Genomic DNA, 19,473 nt, shown 5'->3' with positions numbered 1-19,473 from the left:
GGTCAGCTCCGGCGGCCGATGGCGATCGGGGTGGCGAAGCCGCCGATCAGGCGGATGCGGGGGGCCAGCTCCTCCAGCCGCTCGCCCAGGCCGCCGAGCCGGGGGTCGCCGGCGGCGACGAAATCGGCCACGTCGACCAGGTGGACGGCAGAATCCTCGGCGCTGCGGGCCGGCCGGGTCCAGAACGCCACGGGCGGCAGGCCGGCGGCCTCGAAGATCTGCTTCAGCCGGCTGCGGCTGATGTCGCCGGCGACCTCGACCGCCACCAGGGCATGATCGTCGCCGGTCGGCTCGGGGTCGAGCTGGGCGACGGCCAGGGCCAGTGGCTCGTCGCGGTGCCGCTCGGTGACGACGAAGGGCAGGCTGCCGACGATCCGCGGCGTGCGCGGGTCGTCCGAAAGCAGCACCTGCCACCAGGGGTCGCTGTCGGATTCGACCGGCCAGGGCAGGATGGCCACCGCGGCGCTGCCGTCATGGACGGCGCGGATCGCCTGGATCGGCCCGGCCACCGCAGTGGTCGGGGTGTGGCTGCCGTAATGGTCGCGCGCCAGGTCCCACAGCTCCGTCCGCCCCTCCGGCGCATGCACCGCGACGGCGAAGGGGGCCTGCATGCGGGTGCAGCCGGCGATCAGCTCGCGCCAGATCCGGGTCAGCTCGGGCAGCGGAAAGCCGCCGCTGTGCCGCTCGGCCAGCCGGCGCAGGATGGCGGCCTCGCGGCCCGGCCGCATCGCCAACGGGTCGCCGTTCTTGGCGACGGCGATGTCGTGCACCACCCCGGCCCGCTGCATGATCAGGTCATGGAGCGCTTCGTCGATCTCGTCGATCCGGCTGCGCAACGAGTCGAGCGTCTGGGGGGTGTCTGGCATCGTCGGGACGGGGCTGAAACCTGCCGGGTCGAGGGCGATCAGATGTAGAACGGGCAGGGGGCGAAAGCAAAGGAAACATCTGGGGTTTTAAGCATCTCGGGATTGACGCGCCGGAACCCCGGACCGGGGCGATCCCGCCCCGATTCCCTCGCCTGCCTAGCCCGGCTGCTCCTCGCCGTCGCGCTGCACCCCCAGCACTGGCTGCGCCGCCCCGACCGGCACCAGCACCGGCCGGCGGTGGCGCACCTTCTTGCCGCGCGACAGCTGGTAGATCTGCTTCGACGCCTCGATCATCACCGTGCCGGCGACGCGCTGGAACCAGCGGGCGCCGACCTCCTCCCACACCGGGGCGGTGGACAACAGGAAGCGCGACCGGGTCGGCGGCAGCCACAGGGCGCGGGCCACCCGCTCCGGCACGAACTGGTGCTGGCGCAGCACCTGGTTCAGCTGGCTGGCGGAATAGGGCTTGCCGTGGCCGAACGGGGTGCGGTCGGACCGGGCCCACAGGCTGCGCCGGTTCGGCGCCACCACCAGGAGCCGGCCGCTGCCGTTCAGGACGCGCCAGATCTCGCGCATCAGCTCGCCCAGCTGCTCGGTCGCCTCCAGCCCGTGCACCAGCAGCACCCGGTCGACCGACATGTCGGGCAGCGGCAGCTCGGTCTCCTCGCTCAGCGCCACCAGCCCGCGGCCGTCCGGCGGCCAATGGGTCACGCCCTGCTCGGCCGGCATGCAGGCGATCACCCGTTCGGCCTCGCCCAGGAAGGGCCGCAGGAACGGCGTGGCGTAGCCGAGGCCGAGGATGATCTGGCCCTGGGTGTCCGGCCACAGCATGCGGATCTGGCGGCGCACCATGCGGCGCACCACCAGCCCAAGGCTGGTCTCGTAAAATTCACGCAGATCGATGACGTCGCTGTACATCCGCCGGTCGTCCCAGGGCCTCGCCCACGTTAGGATAACGCATCGGCGGCAAGCTTCGAGCCCTCGCCGCATCGGCTGTCCCTCAACAGGATATGTCAGGAGTCGCCTGATGGCCCGCAAGACCGAGCCTCGTGGAATCGACCCGGAGCGCCTGAAGCAGGCCGCCCGCGAGGCCGCGGACCTCTATCTCGACCATCCGAACGTCACCTCGGTCGGGATCGGCCGGAAGCCCGAAGGCGGCAAGCCGACCGGCGAGCTGTGCATCCAGTTCACCGTCGGCCGCAAGGCCGCGCCCCAGGCGCTGGTGGACGAGGGCATCCCGCCGCTGCCGAAGAGCATCACGGTCGACGGCGTCACGATTCCGACCGACGTGGTCGAGCGGCGCTACAAGCCGTCCTGGCAGCTGGTGCCGCAGGTGGTGAAGGACGAGCGCAAGCTGCGCCGCGATCCGCTGGTGCCGGGCATCAGCGTCAGCCATCCCGCAGGCACGGCCGGCACCCTCGGCTGCATCGTCTACGACCGGCAGGAGGGGCGGCCGCACATCCTGTCGAACTGGCACGTGCTGCACGGCGAGGAGGGCCGGCTGGGCGACACGGTCGTCCAGCCCGGGCCGTTCGACGACAACCGGATCGAGAGCAACGGCTGCGGCGTGCTGGTGCGCAGCCATCTCGGCCTGGCCGGCGACTGCGCCATCGCCCGGATCGAGGGCCGCGAGGTCGACCCGAAGATCCTCGACCTCGGCGTCAGGGTCGCCCGCCTGGGCCGGCCGGAGCTCGGCGACCGGGTGGTGAAGTCCGGCCGCACCACAGGCGTCACCTGGGGCATCGTCACCCGGATCGAGACCACGGGGAAGCTGTCCTACGGCGACCAGATCGGGTTCAAGCGGATCGGCGGCTTCGAGATCGGCCCCGACCCCGACCGACCGGCGGCGGAGGACGAGATCAGCAAGGGTGGCGATTCGGGCTCGGTCTGGCTCGGCGTCGACGGCAAGGGCGACCCGGCCGACGTCATGCTCGGCCTGCATTTCGGGGGCGAGGCCGACGGCGCCGAGGCCGACGAGGGCGACTTCGCGCTCGCCTGCGGCGCCGAGGCCGTGTTCAAGAAGCTGGAGATCGAGCCGACGCCGCCGGATCTGGCGCAGGCCGCTCCGGCGGCCACCGGCGGCGGCTACGACCCGCAGTTCCTGGGCGGCAGGACCGTGCCGATGCCGGCGCTGTCGCGGGCGCAGGAGACGGACGCGGCGAAGGTCGGCGGTTCGCCCGTGATCCGCCACACCCATTTCTCGCTGGTGCTCAGCAAGTCGCGCCGCCTGGCCCGCTGGGTGGCCTGGAACGTCGATGGCGGCCAGATCCGCATGCTCAGCCGCAGCGGGCTGAAGTTCACGGTCGACCCGCTGGTCGACGCGAAATGGCAGACCGGCGACGCCCTCTACGCCTCCAACCGCCTCGACCGCGGCCATATCGCCCGGCGCCAGGACCTGGTCTGGGGCACGCCGGAGGAGGCGGCGAGGGCCAACCGCGAATCCTTCTACTTCACCAACATCGCGCCGCAGCACGAGGCTTACAACCAGTCCGGGCTGAACGGCCTCTGGGGCCTGCTTGAGAATGCGATCCTGGAGGAGGTGGAGGTCGAGCAACTGCGCGTTTCGGTGCTGGGCGGGCCGGTGTTCCGCGACGACGACCCGGTCTATCGCGGCACCGCCATCCCGCGCGACTACTGGAAGATCGTGGCCTATGTCGAGGCCGGCGCGCTCAAGGCCAAGGCCTTCCTGCTGACCCAGGAGGACCTGCTGAACCGGATCGAGGCGCTGGGGCTGGAGCCGTTCCGCCTATACCAACTGCCGATCGCGGAGCTGGAGAGCCGCACCGGCCTCGACTTCGGCGACCTCAAGGCCGCCGACGACCGGGCCGCCCCCGCCCGCCCGGCGCGCGGCCGCCGCGCCGCGGCCGAGGCCCTGCCGCGCGTGACGCTGATCGAGAGCCTGGCCGACATCGAGCTCTGATTGGGTCGCGGAGCGGGTCGGGAGCGGCTATGCTGCCCGACCCGTTTCGACCTCGGTCCAGGAGGACGCATGGCCTCGCTTCGCGTCACGCTGATCCCCGTCCTGAAGGACAATTACGCGTATCTGCTGGAGGACGACTCGACCGGCATGGTCGCCGTGGTCGATCCCGGCGAGGCCGACCCGGTGGCGGCGAAGCTGGAGGCCAAGGGCGGGCGGCTGGACTGGATCCTGAACACCCACCATCACGGCGACCATGTCGGCGGCAACCACGAGCTGGCGAAGCGCTACGGCGCCTCGATCGTCGGGCCGGCGGCGGAATCGGCGCGCATCCCCGATCTCGACCGCGGCGTGGCGGAGGGCGACCACGTCATGGTCGGCGCTGCGCGGGGCTCCGTGCTGGAGGTGCCCGGCCACACCGCCGGCCACATCGCCTTCTGGTTCGAGGATGCCGGCGTGCTGTTCTGCGGCGACACGCTGTTCGCGCTCGGCTGTGGCCGCCTGCTGGAGGGGTCGCCGGAGCAGATGTGGTCCAGCCTGCTGAAGCTGCGGGCGCTGCCGGACACCACCCGGATCTATTGCGGCCACGAATACACCCAGTCGAATGCCCGCTTCGCCCTGACGGTCGACGGCGCCAACCCGGTGCTGCAGGCCTATGCCGAGGATGTCGACGACGCGCGCGAGAGCGGTGCGGCGACCATCCCGGCCCAGCTCGGCCGCGAGAAGCTGGCCAACCCCTTCCTGCGCGCCGACAAGCCGGAGCTGCAGGCCGCGATCGGCATGGCCGGGGCCGACCCCGTCTCCGTCTTCGCCGAGATCCGCGGCCGCAAGGACCGGTTCTGAACGCTTCTCCAACCCGGGACGATCATGAAGCTCCTCTACAGCCCGTTCTCGCCCTTCGCCCGCAAGGTCCGCATCGCCGCCATCGAGACCGGCCTGCAGGACCGGATCGAGGCGGTGCCGACCAGCACCGAGGACCCGGCCAGCGGCCTGTCGGCCCGCAACCCGCTGAACAAGATCCCGGTCTTGGAGACCGAGTTCGGCCCGCTCTACGACAGCCCGGTGATCTGCGAGTATCTCGACACGCTGCATGACGGGCCGAAGCTGTTCCCCGCCTCCGGCCCGGCCCGCTGGCAGGCCCTGCGCTGGCTGGCGCTGGCCGACGGGCTGCAGGACGCGGCCCTCCTGATCCGCTACGAGCTGACGCTGCGCCCGGCCGAGAAGCAGCACGAGCCCTGGATCGAGCGGCAGAAGGCCAAGATCCGGACCGCGCTCGACCGGATGGAGGCCGATGCGGCGGAGCTCGACGGGCCGCTGACCATCGGCACGATCGGCGCCGCCTGCGCCCTCGGCTATCTCGACCTGCGCTTCGCCGACTGGGGCTGGCGCGGGACCCATCCGCGCCTCGCCGCCTGGCATGCGGGCTTCGCCGAGCGCCCGTCCTACATCGCGACCATCGCCCAGGCATGAGCACGATGACGCCGGAAGCGATCATCGCCAAGCTCGGCATGAAGCCCCACCCCGAGGGCGGGCATTATGTCGAGCTGTGGCGCGACCCGCCGCCGGAGGGCGGCCGCGGCCGGGCCTCGCTGATCCACTTCCTGCTGCGGGCCGGCGAGGTGTCGCACTGGCACGCCGTGGACGCGCCGGAGATCTGGATCTGGCAGGCCGGCGCGCCGCTGGAGCTGTCGATCGCCGAGACCGGGCAGGCCGGCGAGGTGCTGCGCCTCGGCCCGGATCTCCTGGCCGGCGATCGCTTCCAGGGCGTGGTGCCGGAAGGGCACTGGCAGGCGGCGCGCAGCCTGGGCGACTGGACCCTGGTCAGCTGCGTCGTCGCCCCGGCCTTCCGCTTCGAAGGCTTCACCCTGGCCCCGCCCGGCTGGCGGCCGGAGCTGGGATAGGCCTCAGGCGCTCGCCGGCCGCCGGGCCCAGAGGTCGCGCCCGGCCAGGATCGCGCCGCCGACGATCAGGGCGCAGGCGCCGCCGACCGACGGGGTCAGGGCACCCTGGCCGAAGGCGATCAGCAGCAGGGTCGACAGGAGCGGCGCGGCATAGGCGAAGGCGCCCAGGGCGCGGATGTCGCCGCGCTTCACCCCATGGTCCCAGACGAAGAAGGCCAGGCCGACCGGCCCCAGGCCCAGCCCCGCCACCGCGGCCCAGCCGGCGGCGTCCGGCACCACCGTCTCCTCCAGCGCCAGGTGGCACAGCAGGGACAAGAGGGCGGTGCCGCCGCAGAACCAGCCGACCGTCTCGGTCGGCACCGCGCCGATCCGCCGGCTCAGCACCGAATAGCCGGCCCAGATCATCGCCGACAGCATGGCGGCGCCGTAGCCCAGGGCGAAGCGCGGCTCGAAGGCAACGCCTCTTCCTCCGATCAGCACCACGACTCCGAGCAGCCCCAGCGCCGCCCCGGCGACATGCCACCAGCGCAGCCGCTCGCCTGGCAGCAGGGCCGAGAACAGCACGATCAGCAGCGGCCAGGCGTAGTTGATCAGGTTGGCCTCGACCGGCGGCGCCAGGCGCAGCGCCATGAAGAAGACGAGGTGATAGCCGAACAGCCCGCCGACGCCGAGCAGCCAGACCGCCGGCCGCTGCCGGGCGGCTTCCAGCGGCGGCCGGCCCTGCAGCGCCATCCAGCCGAGCCCGATCAGGAAGGCGACGGCGAAGGCCATGCCGGTCAGCTGGAACGGCGGGATGGCGCGCGACCAGGTGGCGAGCAACGCGAGCGTCGCCCACATCAGCACGGCGGTGCCGCCGATCAGCGTGGCCCGCCGGACGGCGGCAAGGTCGGGGGACATGGGCGTTCGCTGCAGCCCTACTGTTGGAGGCCGGGATAGGCCCACAGCCCGGAGGTGCGCATCAGGTCGCGATAAACCACCAGCCGCTCGTCGGGGCCAACCTTCGCCGCCTCCTCCAGCGACGGCGCGTCGAGCGCGATCGCCGGCAGCACGGCGAGGGTCAGCCCGTACTGGGCCAGCGCCTCCTCGACCACCACCCGCGCGCGGCGCATATGGCTGGCGCTGGTCACCAGGATCACGGCGTCGCCGCCATGGCGCTTGATCAGCGAGGCCGCGTTCAGCCCGTTGCCGACCGTGTCCTTGGCCTTGTCCTCGCCGATGATGCGGTCGCGGTCCACGCCCTTCTCCACCAGCCAGCGGGTCATCAGATCGGCCTCGGTCACCCCGGCCTGGGGCTGGCCGCCGGTGACGATCAGCCGGGCCGTGGGGTTGGCCTGCGCCGCCTTCAGCGCCACGTCCAGCCGGTCCAGCAGCGTCGGCTGCATGGTGCCGTCCTTGGCCAGGGCATAGCCCAGCACCAGGATCACCGGCCTGCCCGGCAGCGCCGGGACCGCGGTGGTCGGCGGGTCGGCCAGGATCGCCTCGGTGCGGGCGAAGCGGGCGCGGTACCGCTCGGCCAGCGGGCGATCGAGCCCGGCCAGGGCGATGTCGGCCAGCGCCGCGGCGTCGGCGTCGCCGCGCACCCGGGCCAGCGCCGCCAGCCAGGCATAGGCGTCGGTGGCGCGCGGGTCGTGCCGGGTGATCTCCCGGTAGGTCGCCTCGGCCTCCGGGATCTTCTTCTGGATGACCTGGGTCGAGGCGACGGCGTAGCGGAAATCCAGCCGCTCCGGCGCCAGGGACGAGGCCTCGGCGAAGGCCTGCTCGACCACGTCGTAGCGGCCGTGCAGGGTGATGCCCTTGAACACCTCCGCCTCGGCCTTCTTCACGTCGCCGCCGGACCAGTAGTACTGCATGCCGGTCTCGACCAGGGTCCGGATGCGGGCCTCGGTGGCGTCGTCATAAGCCAGGGCCGGTCCCGCCAGGGCGCCCAGCAGGGCCAGGCCGCAGGCGATGCGGCGGATCGTGCGTGTCTGTGTCATGAAGCCCCTCCGTGGCCGGTTCATACGCTAGATTCGCGGCCCGGAGAATCGCCCATGACCGATGACGGTGTTCGTATCCGCCCGTGGCGGCCGGAGGACCGGGCCCTCGGCCTCGCCCTCTTCGACAGCAACGTGCCGCGCTTCTTCGCGGCGCAGGAGCGGCAGGATTTCATCGACTTCCTCGACGCGCTGAGTGGCCCGTATTTCGTGCTGCAGGATGCGGCGGGGGGGGCGGTGGGCTGCGGCGGCTACGAGGCCGCCGAGGGCGATCCCTCGGTCGCGGTGCTGTGCTGGGGCATGGTGCGCGGCGACCGGCACCGGACCGGGCTGGGCACGGCGCTGCTGACCGAACGACTCGCCCGCATCGCCGCCGACCCGGCCTTCCGGTCGGTGGCGATCGAGACGACGCAGCACAGCTGCGGCTTCTTCGCCCGCCACGGCTTCGTCCAGACTCGGCAGGTGCCGGACGGCTTCGCCCCCGGCATGGACCTGGTGGAGATGACGCTGGACCTGGACGCTTATCGGCAGTCGCGAAAGGGCTGAAATCCCCTTGCTGTCATGCCCGGGCTTGACCCGGGCATCCAGAAGGTCTCGACGCTCTCTGGATTGCCGGGTCAAGCCCGGCAATGACAGGGATGAGAGTCAGGGTTTGAGGAGAAAGACCACATAGCCGCGGAACCAGGGGCTGTCGGCCAGGCTGCCCGGCGCCTCCCACTCGCCGTCCTGCACCAGCCCGATCCTGAAGGGCAGGGTCAGCCGGGCGATGCGCGGCAGGTAGGCGCGGTAGTTCGGGATCGTGCGCCGCCCCTGATAGGTCTGCACCACAACCTCGTCCACCACCCCCTGCAACTGGTTGATCGCCTCCGGGTCGGCATTGCTGCCCCAGTCCATCAGCCCTGTGATGCTCAGCCGATATTCGGGCGGCAGCTGCGCCCGCAGCCCGCGCAGGAAGGTCGCGTATTCCTGCAGGTGGCGGGTGCGGGCGTCGAAGTCGATCTGGATGCCGATCACCGGGTTGCCGGCCTGTTTCCAGCGCCGGGCCTGGGCCAGGATGGTTGGCAGGATCTGCGGCGGCCAGCGCAGCGTGTGGGCGCGGTAGGCCAGCCAGACCTCGCCCTGGCGCAGCCGCGGCACGGCGATGCCCTGGGCGATCATCCGGGCGGGGCCGGGGCCGCCGCGCGGCGGCGGATCGATCTGGCCCTGCAGGATGTAGAGGGTCCGGGCCTGGGCCAGCACCGGCGGCGGCTGCACCCCCGCCCACAGCCAGAAGGCGTCGTGCTCCGTCGCGTCCACCGTGGCGCTGGCCGGCTGTGCCGCCAGCAGCAGCACCGCGGCCAGGAGCGCCAGGCCGCGCATCGTCACCAATAGTATTTCAGGGTCTTCGCCCAGACCGTGTTGCCGTAGCGCGACTTCAGCGTCTGGAACCACTGCTTGCGCTGGTTCTGCGGGATCTCCTGGTGGCCGCAGCCGTTGTTCTGGCTCGGCGCGAAGCAGTTGATGGCGCGGTATAGGGCATAGGCGCGGTCGTTGCGGCCGGCCTTGCTGTCGGCCATCACATGCATGTAGCCGTCCAGCCGGGAATAGGGCTTGCCCGGGAACTGGGTGGCGGTGCCGCCCAGCTGCGTGTCGTCCGGCTGGCTGTCCAGGGCGTAGAAGTCCAGGCCGTTGCGCAGGATGAACTCGCCCAGGCAGTTCAGCCCCTGCGGATTGCCGGCATCGCGCTGCAGCGTCGCCGCGATCTCGCGGATCGACGGGCAGGTGTAGTCGGATTCGGCCGAGGCGCCGTCCCAATGGAACAGGGTCAGGGACTGGTCCCAGGGCACGGACGGGTCCTCCGGCAGCGGGTCGGGCAGCAGCGCCAGATCGGTGCCGAAGCCGTGGTAGTGGCCGCGCATCAGGTCCTTGTACAGCAGCGTGAACAGGGCGGTGCGGCGCTCTTCCTCCGTCGCGTCCGCCGCCTTGGCCTGCTGGCGCAGCAGCGCCTGCCCGGCCAGGTTGCGCAGCAGGATCCGGCGGATCTCCGGCGTCTTGATCGGCGATCCCGGCTCGAACACCGCCGCCAGCTTGCCGCTGCGCTCGTAATTCATGGCCAGCGCCAGCTCCAGCTGGGCGCGCTGCAGCGGCCTGGCCAGCGGGATCAGCTGCAGCCACAGCGCCTGCGCCCCGGCCCAGTCGCCCTTGGCCTCGAGCGCGAAGCCGCGCAGCGTCTGGCGGCTGAACTCGAGATTGCTCATCGGGCCGGCCGGCACCGTGTCCGGCAGGCTCTTCAGCGTCTCGTCCGGGGACTGGGCGACGTAGAACTGATAGACGGCGACGAGGTAGGCGTGCAGCTCCGGCCGGTCGGCGAAACGCGGCTTCTGCTCCTCCAGCGCCTGCAGATCCATGATCGGGCCGCCGTCGCCACGGACGTCGATGCCCTTGTCGCGCAGCATCATCAGGTCCATCACCGCCAGCAGCGTCGGGTCGGTGACATCGGCGCTGCGCATCGGCACCAGCAGCTTGTTGTCGGTCTCCTGCACCAGCGCCTGCAGCGCGTCGGCGTCGGCCGGGGTCTTGCCTAGCAGCTCGGCATAGGCGGCGGCCAGCCGGGTCGGATCGTTGCCCAGCCAGTAGATCCGGCGCAACAGGCCGCGGGCCGAGGCGGTGTACAGGCCGTTCGGATAGGCCTGGAGATAGGCCTCGAACGCCTTCTCCGAATCCGCCAGAACGGTGCGGTCGACATTCTCCAGCTTGGGATAGCCCATCTCGTCGAAGGCGTTCTGCTGTGCCTGGTTCAACAGGGTGCGCGCTTCCATGTAGCGCGCCGTCTCCTCGAGCCAGGGCTGACCGCTGCCCTCCAGCGCCTTGAACGCCTCGGTCGCCTGCGGGAAGTCGCCGGCATAGAAGGCGACCGCGCCGCGCAGATAGCCGGCGAACTGCTTGCCCGGGGCCGACTGCATATCGGCGGGCACCAGGCCGGCCCGCTTCGCCTCGTCCCAGCTGCAGTTGCCCAGCATGGCCAGGCGCGCGCGGGCCAGGGACAAGCGCTCGGACGCGGGCAGCTCGACGCTGCCGACCAGCTGCTGCAGGAAGGCCCGCGCCGCCGCATCGTCGTTGCTGGCGCAGCGGCTGCCCTCGCCGGTGGCGAACAGGTTGGCGCTGCTGTCCGCGGCGGCGGAGGACACGGCCTCGGGCGGCACGCCGATTTTCTGGGCCAGCTCCGCCACCGCCGTCCGGTCGGGATCGGCGGCGGGCGGGGTCTCGACCACGGCCGCGCCGCCGCTTTCGGCGCCGCCGGCGGGCGCCTCCGCCGGCGTCTCCTCCTGCGGGGCCAGCCGCTCGAGCGGGAACGGCACCAGCGCATAGCCCATCTCGCGGTCGTATTCCGACGGCGGGCCGTCCGGGATCGGCGCCAGCCCCTGGTCGGCCCGCAGCAGGCGCAGATTGACCCGGCTGTCGTTGGCAGGGGTGAGGAAGGGCAGGTTGTTGCAGCCGTCGAGCCCGTCCTGCTTCAGCGACCACATCACCGAGCAGCCGAAATCGCCGCTCGCCTGGGCCGCCTGGATGCCGACGCCGCCGAGCAGCAGCACCATCGGAAGCAAACCGCGCCGGATCATCGTTCCTCCCTCGCCACGCCGCGACCGTGGGAATCATCTCCGTCCGATCGTCCAGTATCAGATCAGGGCCCGATCGGACAGGTGTCGATCCTGCCCAGGGCTGGCGGCGAAATCTTGGCCGGCGCGAGGCGACGTCAGACGCCGCCCGCTACCTTCAGCACCGTGGCGGTGGCATAGCGCGCGGCGTCCGACAGCAGCCAGGCCACCGCCTCGGCGATCTCCTCCGGCTCGCCCGGCCGGCCGGCGGGGATCCGCGCCGTCACCCGCTCCAGCCGTCCCGGCGCATGGATCTCGGTGCGGATCATGCCCGGCGACACGGCGTTGACCCGGATGCCCTCGGCCGCCAGCTCGCGGCCCAGGCCGATGGTGAAGCTCTCGATCGCGCCCTTGGTCGCGGCATAGTGGACGTATTCGCCCGGGCTGCCAGTCTGCGCCGCGATCGAGGACAGGCTGACGATCGCGCCCTTCGTCCCGGCGGCGCGAAAGCGGCGCACCGCCTCCCGCGCGCACAGGATCGGGCCGACCAGGTTGACGTCGACCACCCGGCGCAACGTCTCGGCCTCCAGATCCGCCAGAACGCCGTTGCGGCCGGTGATGCCGGCGTTGTTGACCAGCCCCTGCACCGGCCCGAAGGCGGCCTCGGCCCGGTCGAACAGCGCCCGGATCTCGTCCTCGCGCGATACGTCGGCGGGCAGGGCGACCGCCCGGCCGCCGGCGCCGGCGATCTCCGCGACCACCGCCTCGGCCGCGGCGGCGTCGGCGCGATAGTTGACGCAGACCGCCCAGCCGTCCCGCGCCGCCCGGCGGGCGATGGCGGCGCCGATGCCGCGGCCGCCGCCGGTGACGATCAGGAGGCTCATAGCGACAGCAGCCTCTCGGCGAAATCGGCGATCGGCGCGCCGTCGACCATCAGCCCGGCCGGCACCGAGAAATGGCCCTGCGGCCGGATGTGGACCTGGGCCTCGGGCACGCCCCAGCGCCGGGCGATCGCCTGGCCGCCGGCGAAGGGGGTGACGTCGTCCTTGCTGCCCAGCACCATGAAGACGTTGCCGGTGTCCATCTGCGGCCGCTCGACCGGATCGGTCAGCGGGCGCCAGCGGCTCAGCGCCGTCTCGGTCCAGCCGGCCGCGGTCAGGGCGCGGTCCAGACCGAAGGCGCGGGCGAAGGAGCCGCCGAGCGCGATCTCCTCGATTCCCTCGGACGTGGTGAACAGCAGCAGCGCGTCCGGCCGGCAGGCGGCCGGCCAGCCGCCGCAATGGGCGGCGGCCAGCTGCGCCGTCAGGGCGCCGAAGCTGATGCCGCTCCAGCCCACCGTGCCGCGGCTGGTCTGCCGGGCCCAGCGGGTCAGGATGCCGACCTCGCGCACCGCCGCCGACAGGTGGTCCAGCGCGCCGAGCGGCGTCGACGCCACCATCGGCTCGCCGGCATAGGTGCCCGGCCGCTTGCGCCTCCCGTGCCAGGGCGCCTCCACCAGCACCACGCGGAGGCCGCGGCGGACCAGGGATTCGATCTCGCTCAGCGGCCCGCGCAGATGGTCCGGCTCCATGCAGACGCCGTGCAGGTGGATCACCGTCGGCGGGTCGACCGCGTCGCTCGGGGTGAACACCCGGGCCCAGCACGGGCTCTCCGCCGCCGGGTCGGGCGTCGGGAAGGTCAGCCAGTGGTCGGTGCCCAGCTCGCTCGGCAGCCGCCGGGTCTCGGCGACGGCCGGCATCCGCTCGGGCAGCCGGTAGGCGTTCTCCGGATCGGCCAGCCGGGCGCCGTGCCGGGCCTCGACCTCGTCCTCGGTCGGGATCGCCCAGCGGCAGGCCGGGATCTTGCGGTTGTTGCCGAACAGCGCGAAGCGCAGCCGGCTGGTGGTCAGGGCCGAGGCGGCATCGAGGCGCGCCTCCTCCGCCGCCACCGCATCGGCCAGGGGCGCGGTGGTGGAGAACAGCAGGCGCTGCCACTCCGCCTCGGCCTGGCGGTGCTGCTCGGCCAGGCGGGCGACGTCGCGCAGGGTCCGACCCAGCCAGACCGGCCGCTTGCCCAGCGCGTCGGGCGGGATCGCCAGCTCGGCGCAGAAGCGGCGCAGGTCGCCGTCGGAAACGATGGCCGCGGCCAGGCTGCGCGAGGCCGGCAGGAACCAGCCGCGCAGCAGGGCCAGCGACATGCCGTCGAACCAGGGCCGCGCCACCAGCCGGCCCAGGGGCGTGCGCATCAGCCGCATCAGGTCCGGCCGCGGCTTCAGCCGCACCGGCCCGGGGCCGCGCCGGCGCTGCGCCCGCTGCCGGGCCGACAGGTGCAGCACCCGCCGCAGCTCCGGCCATTCGATCAGGTTGTCGGCCTCCTCCAGCGTCGCCCAGCGCGCCTGGGCGGCGTCGTCGCCGGCCACCGGCTCGCCCGACCGCCACTCGGCCTCGACGTCGATGATGGTGTAGTGCCACTCGACCCCGCCCTCGGCGTCGCGGTGGATCGAATCGACCGCGGTGACGATGCCGATGGCCTCGGCCTCGACCCCGGCCTCCTCGCGGGTCTCGCGCAGCGCCGCCTCGAACAGGGTCTCGCCCAGCTCCTGGCTGCCGCCGGGGATGCTCCACTGCCCGGCCTGGGGCGCCTTGCCGCGCTGGATCAGCAGCAGCCTGTCGTCGCGCCAGACCACGGCGCCGACCCCGATCTTCGGCCGATCCATGTGGGATGCGGTGCGGCTGTCCTCCGGCATCGGCCTACTGGAACGCCACTTCGGCGAAGCTGCGCAGCTTGCGGCTGTGCAGCTGCTCCAGGCCCAGCTCGCGCAGCCGCTCCATGGCGCGGATGCCGATCTGCAGGTGCTGACCGACCTGCTGCTTGTAGAAGGCGTCGGCCATGCCGGGCAGCTTCAGCTCGCCGTGCAGCGGCTTGTCGGAGACGCAGAGCAGCGTGCCGTAGGGCACCCGGAAGCGGAAGCCGTTGGCGGCGATGGTCGCGCTCTCCATGTCCAGCGCGATGGCGCGGCTCTGGCTGAAGCGCTGCACCGGCTCGCGATAGTCGCGCAGCTCCCAGTTGCGGTTGTCGATGGTGGCGACCGTGCCGGTGCGCATCACGCTCTTCAGTCCGTAGCCGGAAAGGCCGGTGATCTCGCCGACCGCGCGCTCCAGCGCCACCTGGATCTCGGCCAGGGCCGGCACCGGCACCCAGACCGGCAGGTCGGCGTCCAGCACATGATCCTCGCGGACATAGCCGTGGGCCAGGACGTAGTCGCCCAGCTTCTGGGTGTTCCTGAGGCCGGCGCAATGGCCCAGCATGATCCAGGCATGCGGCCGCAGCACCGCGATGTGGTCGGTGATGGTCTTGGCGTTGGACGGGCCGACGCCGATGTTGACCATGGTGATGCCGGAATGGTCCGGCCGGGTCAGGTGGTAGGCCGGCATCTGCGGCAGCCGCGCCGCCGGGGTGCCGCGGGCCCGCCCGCCGGGCATGGTGACGCGGTCGCCCGGCTCGATGAAGGCGTCGTAGCCGCCACCGTCACCCTGCATCAGCTCATAAGCGATGCGGATGAACTCGTCGATGTAGAATTGGTAGTTCGTGAACAGGACGAAGTTCTGGAAGTGCTCGCAGCCGGTGGCGGTGTAGTGCTTCAGCCGGAACAGCGAATAATCCGCCCGCGGCGCCGTGAACAGGGCCAGCGGGTGCGGCTCGTCCGGCGGGATCACGGCAGTGCCGTTGACGATGCTGTCGTCCATCATCGCCAGGTCCGGCAGGTCGAACACCGCCCGCATGTGCAGCATGCGCTCGCGGGTCAGGTCGCCCTCGACATGCATGCCGTCGGGGAAGGCGAAATGGATCGGGATCGGCGTGTCGCTGACCCCGACCTCGACCGGGACGTGGTGATTGTGGATCAGCTGGCCGATCTGCTCGGTCAGGTAGCGGTGGAACAGCGACGGCCGGGTGATGGTGGTGGAGAAGGTGCCCGGCCGGTCGACGAAGCCGTAGGACAGGCGCGTGTCGGCCCGGCTGAAATCCTCCACCCGGACCGTGAGGTAGGGATAGCAGGCGCGCACCCGCCTCGCCGGCTCCTCGCCGCGGGAATAGGCGCGGAAGGCGTCACGCAGCAGGCCGGTGTTGGCGTCGTAGATCGCGTGCAGCCGGGCCACCGCCTCGGCCGCGTCGCGGAACTGCTCGGGGGCGAAGGTCTGGGCGGTCTTGCTCATGCCTCGACTCCCATCAGCGACCGGCCGAACTGGTCGGCGTCGAAGGGTCGCAGGTCGTCGATGCTCTCGCCGACGCCGATCGCGTGCACCGGCAGGCCGAAGCGCTCGGCCAGCGCCACCAGAACGCCGCCGCGGGCGCTGCCGTCCAGCTTGGTCAGGATCAGGCCGGTGACCGAGACCATGTCGCGGAACACCTCGACCTGGCTGTGCGCGTTCTGGCCGGTGGTGGCGTCCAGCACCAGCAGCACGTCGTGCGGCGCCTCGGGGTCGATCTTCTTCAGCACGCGGACGATCTTGGCCAGCTCGGCCATCAGATTGTCCTTGTTCTGCAGCCGGCCGGCGGTGTCGATCAGCAGCACGTCGCGGCCCTCGGCCCGGGCCCGGGTCAGCGCGTCGAAGGCCAGGCCGGCGGCGTCGGCGCCGGGATTGGCCGTGACCACCGGGCAGCCGGAGCGCTCGCCCCAGACCTGCAGCTGATGCACCGCGGCGGCGCGGAAGGTGTCGCCGGCCGCGATCATCACGGAGCGGCCTTCCTCCCGCCACTGCTTGGCCAGCTTGCCGATGGTCGTGGTCTTGCCGGTGCCGTTCACCCCGACCACCAGTACCACCTGCGGCTTCCGGCCGGGCGAAAGGGTCAGGGGCCTGGCCACCGGGCGCAGGATCTGCGCCACATGGTCGGCCAAGGCGCGCCGGACCTCGTCGCCCGACACCTCCTTGCCGAAGCGGGTCCGGGCCAGCTCGGCGGTCAGCTTGGCGGCGGTGGCCGGGCCCAGATCGGCCTGGATCAGCAGCTCCTCCAGCTCCTCCAGCGTCGCATCGTCCAGCTTGCGCTTGGTGAAGATGCTGGTGATGCCTTCGGTCAGCTTGGCGGAGGAGCGCGAGAGCCCCTCCTTCAGTCGGGTGAACCACCCTTTTTTTGGCGCCCCTGCGCCGTTATCGGTCATCGGGTCTGTCATGCGCGCTTCTTAACACGCCGTGTGTGACCTCCGTAAGTCGGCCGGGCGCGGGGCAGGGGTGCCCTGGGGCGGGTCACAAAAAAGGGGTTGCAACCCGCCCGCCTCCGGGACTGAAATGGCGGCATCGGCTGGGGTGCCCGTCGTCATGGCGGGCTGAGATCATACCCATCGAACCTGACCTGGATCATGCCAGCGGAGGGAGCCTGAGATGACCGGCATTCCGATTCCGTCCCTTTTGCAGGCCGACTCCGTCGGCCCGACGCCTTTGCGCGGCGCAAGACCGCGCGTCGCCGTCATCGGCGCCGGGGTCAACGGCCTGGCCATCGGCTGGCGCCTGGCCCGCGCCGGCTGCCCCGTCGACGTCTATGACCGCGGGCCGGTCGGACGCGAGGCCAGCTGGGCCGCCGCCGGCATGCTCGCCGCCGGGCTCGAGGCCGAGCCGGGGGAGGAGGCGCTGTTCGGCTTGTGCCGCCGCGCCCAGGAGCTCTGGCCCGGCTTCGCCCGGGAGGTCGAGGCCGCGTCGGCCCGGCCCGTGGGCTATCGCGACGAGGGCACGCTGGCCGTGGCCCTGACCCGCGACGACGCGGCGGAGCTGCGCTTCTCCGCCGATTACCAGGCGAAGCTCGGGGTCGAGCTGAACTGGCTGACCGGCGCCGAGCTGCTGCGGCGCGAGCCGATGCTGCGGCCCGGCCTCGCCGCCGCGGTGCACAGCCCGGCCGACCATCAGGTCGACAACCGGTGGCTGGTCCCGGCCCTGGCCGAGGCGCTGCGCCGCGCCGGCGGCGGGCTGCACGACCATGCGGCGGTCGAGTCCGTCATCCTGGACCACGGCCGCGCCGGCGGCGTGGTGGTGGCCGGCGAGGTGCTTTCGGCCGATGCCGTGGTGCTGGCCGCCGGCGCCTGGTCGGGCGGCATCCCGGGGATCCCGCGTGAGGCGCTGCCGCCGGTGCGGCCGGTGAAGGGCCAGATGCTGGCGCTGCAGATGGACCCGGCGGCGCCGCTGCTGCGCCATGTGCTGTGGGCCGGCAAGGCCTATCTGGTGCCGCGGCTGGACGGCCGGCTGATCGTCGGCGCCACGGTGGAGGAGCGCGGCTTCGACACCACCGTCACCGCCGGCGGCATGCTGTCGCTGCTCGACGCCGCCTGGCGGGCCCTGCCGGGGATCGAGGAGCTGCCGCTGATCGAGAGCTGGGCCGGGCTGCGCCCCGGCAGCCGCGACGACGCGCCGGTGCTCGGCCCCTCGGCGATCGAGGGGCTGGTCTTCGCCACCGGCCATCACCGCAACGGCATCCTGTTGCTGCCGGCGACGGTCGAGGCGGTGGCCGGCACCATCCTCGACGGCCGCCTGCCGGAGGCGGCGGAGCCGTTCCGGATCGACCGCTTCACCCGGATCGCGGAGGCGGCGCAATGAGCGTGCCAGGGACCGTCAATGTGAACGGAGAGGCGGAGGCCGTGGCCGGGCTCAGCGTGCTCGACCTGCTGCTGGCCAAGGGCATCGACCCGGCGGCGCGCGGCACCGCCGTGGCACTCAACGACGCCGTGCTGCCGCGCGCCCGCTGGCCGGAGCATCGCCTGGCGGCCGGCGACCGGGTCGAGATCGTCCGCCCGTTCCAGGGCGGCTGAGGAGAGTACCGAGATGCAGGACCCCTTCATCATCGCCGGCGTGGCGCTGCGCTCGCGCCTGTTCATCGGCACCGCCGGCTATCCGAACCGCCAGGTGATGCTCGATTCGATCGAGGCCTCGGGGGCCGAGGTCGTCACCGCCTCGATCCGCCGGATCAGCCTGGAAGGCTATGCCGAGAGCCTGGTCGACCTGGTCGGCGACCGCTGGCGCCTCTTGCCCAACACCGCCGGCTGCATGACCAAGCGGGATGCGATCCTGACGGCGCAGCTGGCGCGCGAGGCGCTGGGCACCAATTGGCTGAAGCTGGAACTGATCGGCGACCGCGAGACCCAGTACCCGGACGTCGCCCAGCTGGTCGAGGCGGCGGAGGAGCTGGTGCGCGACGGCTTCGTGGTGCTGCCCTACTGCAACGACGACCTCGTCACCTGCATGCGCCTGGCCGATGCCGGCTGCGCCGCGGTGATGCCGCTCGGCTCGCCGATCGGCTCCGGCCTCGGCATCTCCAACCCGCATGCGATCGAGATGATCTGCAGCCGGATCCAGGTGCCGGTGGTGCTGGATGCCGGCATCGGCACCGCCTCGGACGCGGCGCTGGCGATGGAGCTCGGCTGCTCCGCCGTGCTGCTGTCGACCGCCGTGGCGAAGGCGCGCGACCCGGTGCGCATGGCCCGGGCCATGGCCGCGGGGGTCGAAGGCGGGCGGCTGGCCTCTCTGGCCGGCCGGATCCCGAAGCGCCGCCTGGCCGACCCCTCCAGCCCGCAGCTCGGCCTGATCGGGACGTGATGGGCTCATGACCGGGCTGCCGTCGCCGCCGCTGCTGCTGATCACCGATCGGCGCCAGGCGGCACGGCCGCTGGCCGGCGTGGTGGCGGATGCGCTGGTCGCCGGCTGCCGCTGGGTCAGCCTGCGCGAGAAGGACCTGTCGGCGACAGAGCGCTTCGCCCTGCTGCATCGGCTGCGGGCCCTGGCCCGGCCGGTCGGCGCAGTCGTGACCGTCCATGCCGATCCCGACGCGGCCGCCGAGGCCGACGGGCTGCACCTCGCCGCCGGCGGCGACCCCGCCGCGGCCCGGCGGCGGCTCGGTCCCTCCGCCCTGATCGGCGCCTCCTGCCATTCGGGCGACGAGGTCGACGCCGCGGTCGCGGCCGGGGCCGACTACGTCACCCTCGGACCCCTGGCGCCGACCGCGAGCAAGCCGGGTTACGAACCCATCCTGTCCCTGGCGGAAGCCGGCGTCGTCGCGCGCCGCCATCCCGGCCGGGTGATCGCCCTCGGCGGGGTCGAGCCAGGGCTGGTGCCGGGGCTCATGGCCGTCGGCTTCGCCGGAGTCGCGGTGATGGGCGGGGTGATGCGGGCGGGTGATCCCACCGTCGCGATCCGTGCCCATCTCGCGGCGCTCCGCGGCGGCCTGGCCTGACCGCCTGTCGGGAGGCCTGCCCGCCATGCTATAGGTCGGGGCCGGATGAGT

The 19,473-nt window shown here is 72.3% G+C and carries 19 protein-coding genes and 1 riboswitch; of the genes, 9 read left to right on the top strand and 10 right to left on the bottom strand.

Translation table 11 applies throughout. The features are described 5' to 3' along the window. Positions 1-2: 2 nt before the first annotated feature. Together LG391_RS24665 and LG391_RS24660 are read right to left on the bottom strand one after the other, a co-directional pair. On the bottom strand, positions 3-866 hold the full coding sequence (locus tag LG391_RS24665) for a chorismate mutase (protein WP_225770705.1): 864 nt from the start codon (positions 864-866) through the stop codon (positions 3-5). A gap of 156 nt (positions 867-1,022) precedes the next feature. Further along, positions 1,023-1,784 carry a class I SAM-dependent methyltransferase gene (locus LG391_RS24660; RefSeq protein ID WP_225770704.1) on the bottom strand — a complete coding sequence of 254 codons (762 nt, stop codon included), beginning with the start codon at positions 1,782-1,784 and terminating at the stop codon, positions 1,023-1,025. Positions 1,785-1,893: 109 nt separating this feature from the next. Between LG391_RS24660 and LG391_RS24655 the strand changes: the two genes are divergently transcribed. The 4 genes from LG391_RS24655 (at position 1,894) to LG391_RS24640 (ending at position 5,684) form a co-directional block, all read left to right on the top strand. Continuing rightward, positions 1,894-3,786 carry a DNA/RNA non-specific endonuclease gene (locus tag LG391_RS24655; protein WP_225770703.1) on the top strand — a complete coding sequence of 631 codons (1,893 nt, stop codon included), beginning with the start codon at positions 1,894-1,896 and terminating at the stop codon, positions 3,784-3,786. A 69-nt stretch (positions 3,787-3,855) separates the two neighbouring features. After that, entirely contained in the window at positions 3,856-4,626 is a 771-nt protein-coding gene (gloB, locus tag LG391_RS24650) for a hydroxyacylglutathione hydrolase (protein WP_225770702.1), read from the top strand. Between the two features lie 24 nt (positions 4,627-4,650). Then, complete coding sequence (locus tag LG391_RS24645; RefSeq protein ID WP_225770701.1) at positions 4,651-5,253, top strand: glutathione S-transferase; 603 nt, start codon at positions 4,651-4,653, stop codon at positions 5,251-5,253. Continuing rightward, positions 5,250-5,684, top strand: a complete 435-nt coding sequence (locus LG391_RS24640; RefSeq protein ID WP_225770700.1) for a cupin domain-containing protein — start codon at positions 5,250-5,252, stop codon at positions 5,682-5,684. The genes LG391_RS24645 and LG391_RS24640 overlap by 4 nt, the downstream gene beginning before the upstream one ends. A gap of 3 nt (positions 5,685-5,687) precedes the next feature. Here LG391_RS24640 and LG391_RS24635 read toward each other — a convergent pair whose 3' ends face one another. Both LG391_RS24635 and LG391_RS24630 read right to left on the bottom strand, forming a co-directional pair. After that, positions 5,688-6,581: a DMT family transporter gene (locus LG391_RS24635; RefSeq protein WP_225770699.1), complete on the bottom strand. Its 894-nt coding sequence runs from the start codon at positions 6,579-6,581 to the stop codon at positions 5,688-5,690. A gap of 17 nt (positions 6,582-6,598) precedes the next feature. Continuing rightward, positions 6,599-7,660 (bottom strand): ElyC/SanA/YdcF family protein, encoded by a 1,062-nt coding sequence (locus tag LG391_RS24630; protein WP_225770698.1) that lies wholly within the window; start codon positions 7,658-7,660, stop codon positions 6,599-6,601. 54 nt (positions 7,661-7,714) lie between these two features. Here LG391_RS24630 and LG391_RS24625 point away from each other — a divergent pair, with 54 nt between their 5' ends. After that, positions 7,715-8,203, top strand: a complete 489-nt coding sequence (locus LG391_RS24625) for a GNAT family N-acetyltransferase (protein WP_225770697.1) — start codon at positions 7,715-7,717, stop codon at positions 8,201-8,203. Between the two features lie 99 nt (positions 8,204-8,302). Here LG391_RS24625 and LG391_RS24620 read toward each other — a convergent pair whose 3' ends face one another. From LG391_RS24620 to ftsY, 6 genes are all read right to left on the bottom strand, one after another. Further along, the gene (locus LG391_RS24620) at positions 8,303-9,016 is read right to left on the bottom strand and encodes a DUF3142 domain-containing protein (RefSeq protein ID WP_225770903.1); all 714 of its coding nucleotides are present in this window, start codon (positions 9,014-9,016) and stop codon (positions 8,303-8,305) included. Between the two features lie 2 nt (positions 9,017-9,018). Continuing rightward, entirely contained in the window at positions 9,019-11,256 is a 2,238-nt protein-coding gene (locus LG391_RS24615) for a tol-pal system YbgF family protein (protein ID WP_225770696.1), read from the bottom strand. A 134-nt stretch (positions 11,257-11,390) separates the two neighbouring features. Continuing rightward, positions 11,391-12,116, bottom strand: coding sequence for an SDR family oxidoreductase (locus LG391_RS24610; RefSeq protein WP_225770695.1), 726 nt, complete (start codon positions 12,114-12,116; stop codon positions 11,391-11,393). Beyond that, positions 12,113-13,927 carry an NUDIX hydrolase gene (locus LG391_RS24605; RefSeq protein WP_225770694.1) on the bottom strand — a complete coding sequence of 605 codons (1,815 nt, stop codon included), beginning with the start codon at positions 13,925-13,927 and terminating at the stop codon, positions 12,113-12,115. Before LG391_RS24605 ends, LG391_RS24610 begins: the two co-directional genes overlap by 4 nt. 34 nt (positions 13,928-13,961) lie before the next feature. Then, positions 13,962-15,425, bottom strand: a complete 1,464-nt coding sequence (locus LG391_RS24600) for an AMP nucleosidase (protein WP_225770693.1) — start codon at positions 15,423-15,425, stop codon at positions 13,962-13,964. Next, positions 15,422-16,369 carry a signal recognition particle-docking protein FtsY gene (ftsY, locus tag LG391_RS24595; RefSeq protein ID WP_225770692.1) on the bottom strand — a complete coding sequence of 316 codons (948 nt, stop codon included), beginning with the start codon at positions 16,367-16,369 and terminating at the stop codon, positions 15,422-15,424. The genes LG391_RS24600 and ftsY overlap by 4 nt, the downstream gene beginning before the upstream one ends. A 131-nt stretch (positions 16,370-16,500) precedes the next feature. After that, a riboswitch (TPP riboswitch) is annotated at positions 16,501-16,599 on the top strand. Between ftsY and thiO the strand changes: the two genes are divergently transcribed. The 4 genes from thiO to LG391_RS24575 all read left to right on the top strand — a co-directional run bounded on the left by thiO (position 16,590) and on the right by LG391_RS24575 (position 19,422). Beyond that, positions 16,590-17,792 (top strand): glycine oxidase ThiO, encoded by a 1,203-nt coding sequence (gene thiO, locus LG391_RS24590; protein WP_225770691.1) that lies wholly within the window; start codon positions 16,590-16,592, stop codon positions 17,790-17,792. It overlaps the preceding riboswitch by 10 nt. After that, entirely contained in the window at positions 17,789-18,004 is a 216-nt protein-coding gene (gene thiS / locus LG391_RS24585; RefSeq protein ID WP_225770690.1) for a sulfur carrier protein ThiS, read from the top strand. The genes thiO and thiS overlap by 4 nt, the downstream gene beginning before the upstream one ends. 13 nt (positions 18,005-18,017) lie before the next feature. Then, positions 18,018-18,788 (top strand): thiazole synthase, encoded by a 771-nt coding sequence (locus LG391_RS24580; protein ID WP_225770689.1) that lies wholly within the window; start codon positions 18,018-18,020, stop codon positions 18,786-18,788. 7 nt (positions 18,789-18,795) lie between these two features. Continuing rightward, entirely contained in the window at positions 18,796-19,422 is a 627-nt protein-coding gene (locus LG391_RS24575) for a thiamine phosphate synthase (protein ID WP_225770688.1), read from the top strand. Positions 19,423-19,473: the final 51 nt, after the last annotated feature.

Origin of the sequence: Inquilinus sp. Marseille-Q2685, from assembly GCF_916619195.1 — a bacterium.
Lineage (GTDB): Bacteria > Pseudomonadota > Alphaproteobacteria > DSM-16000 > Inquilinaceae > Inquilinus.
This window is presented reverse-complemented; position numbering and strand designations above follow the sequence as displayed.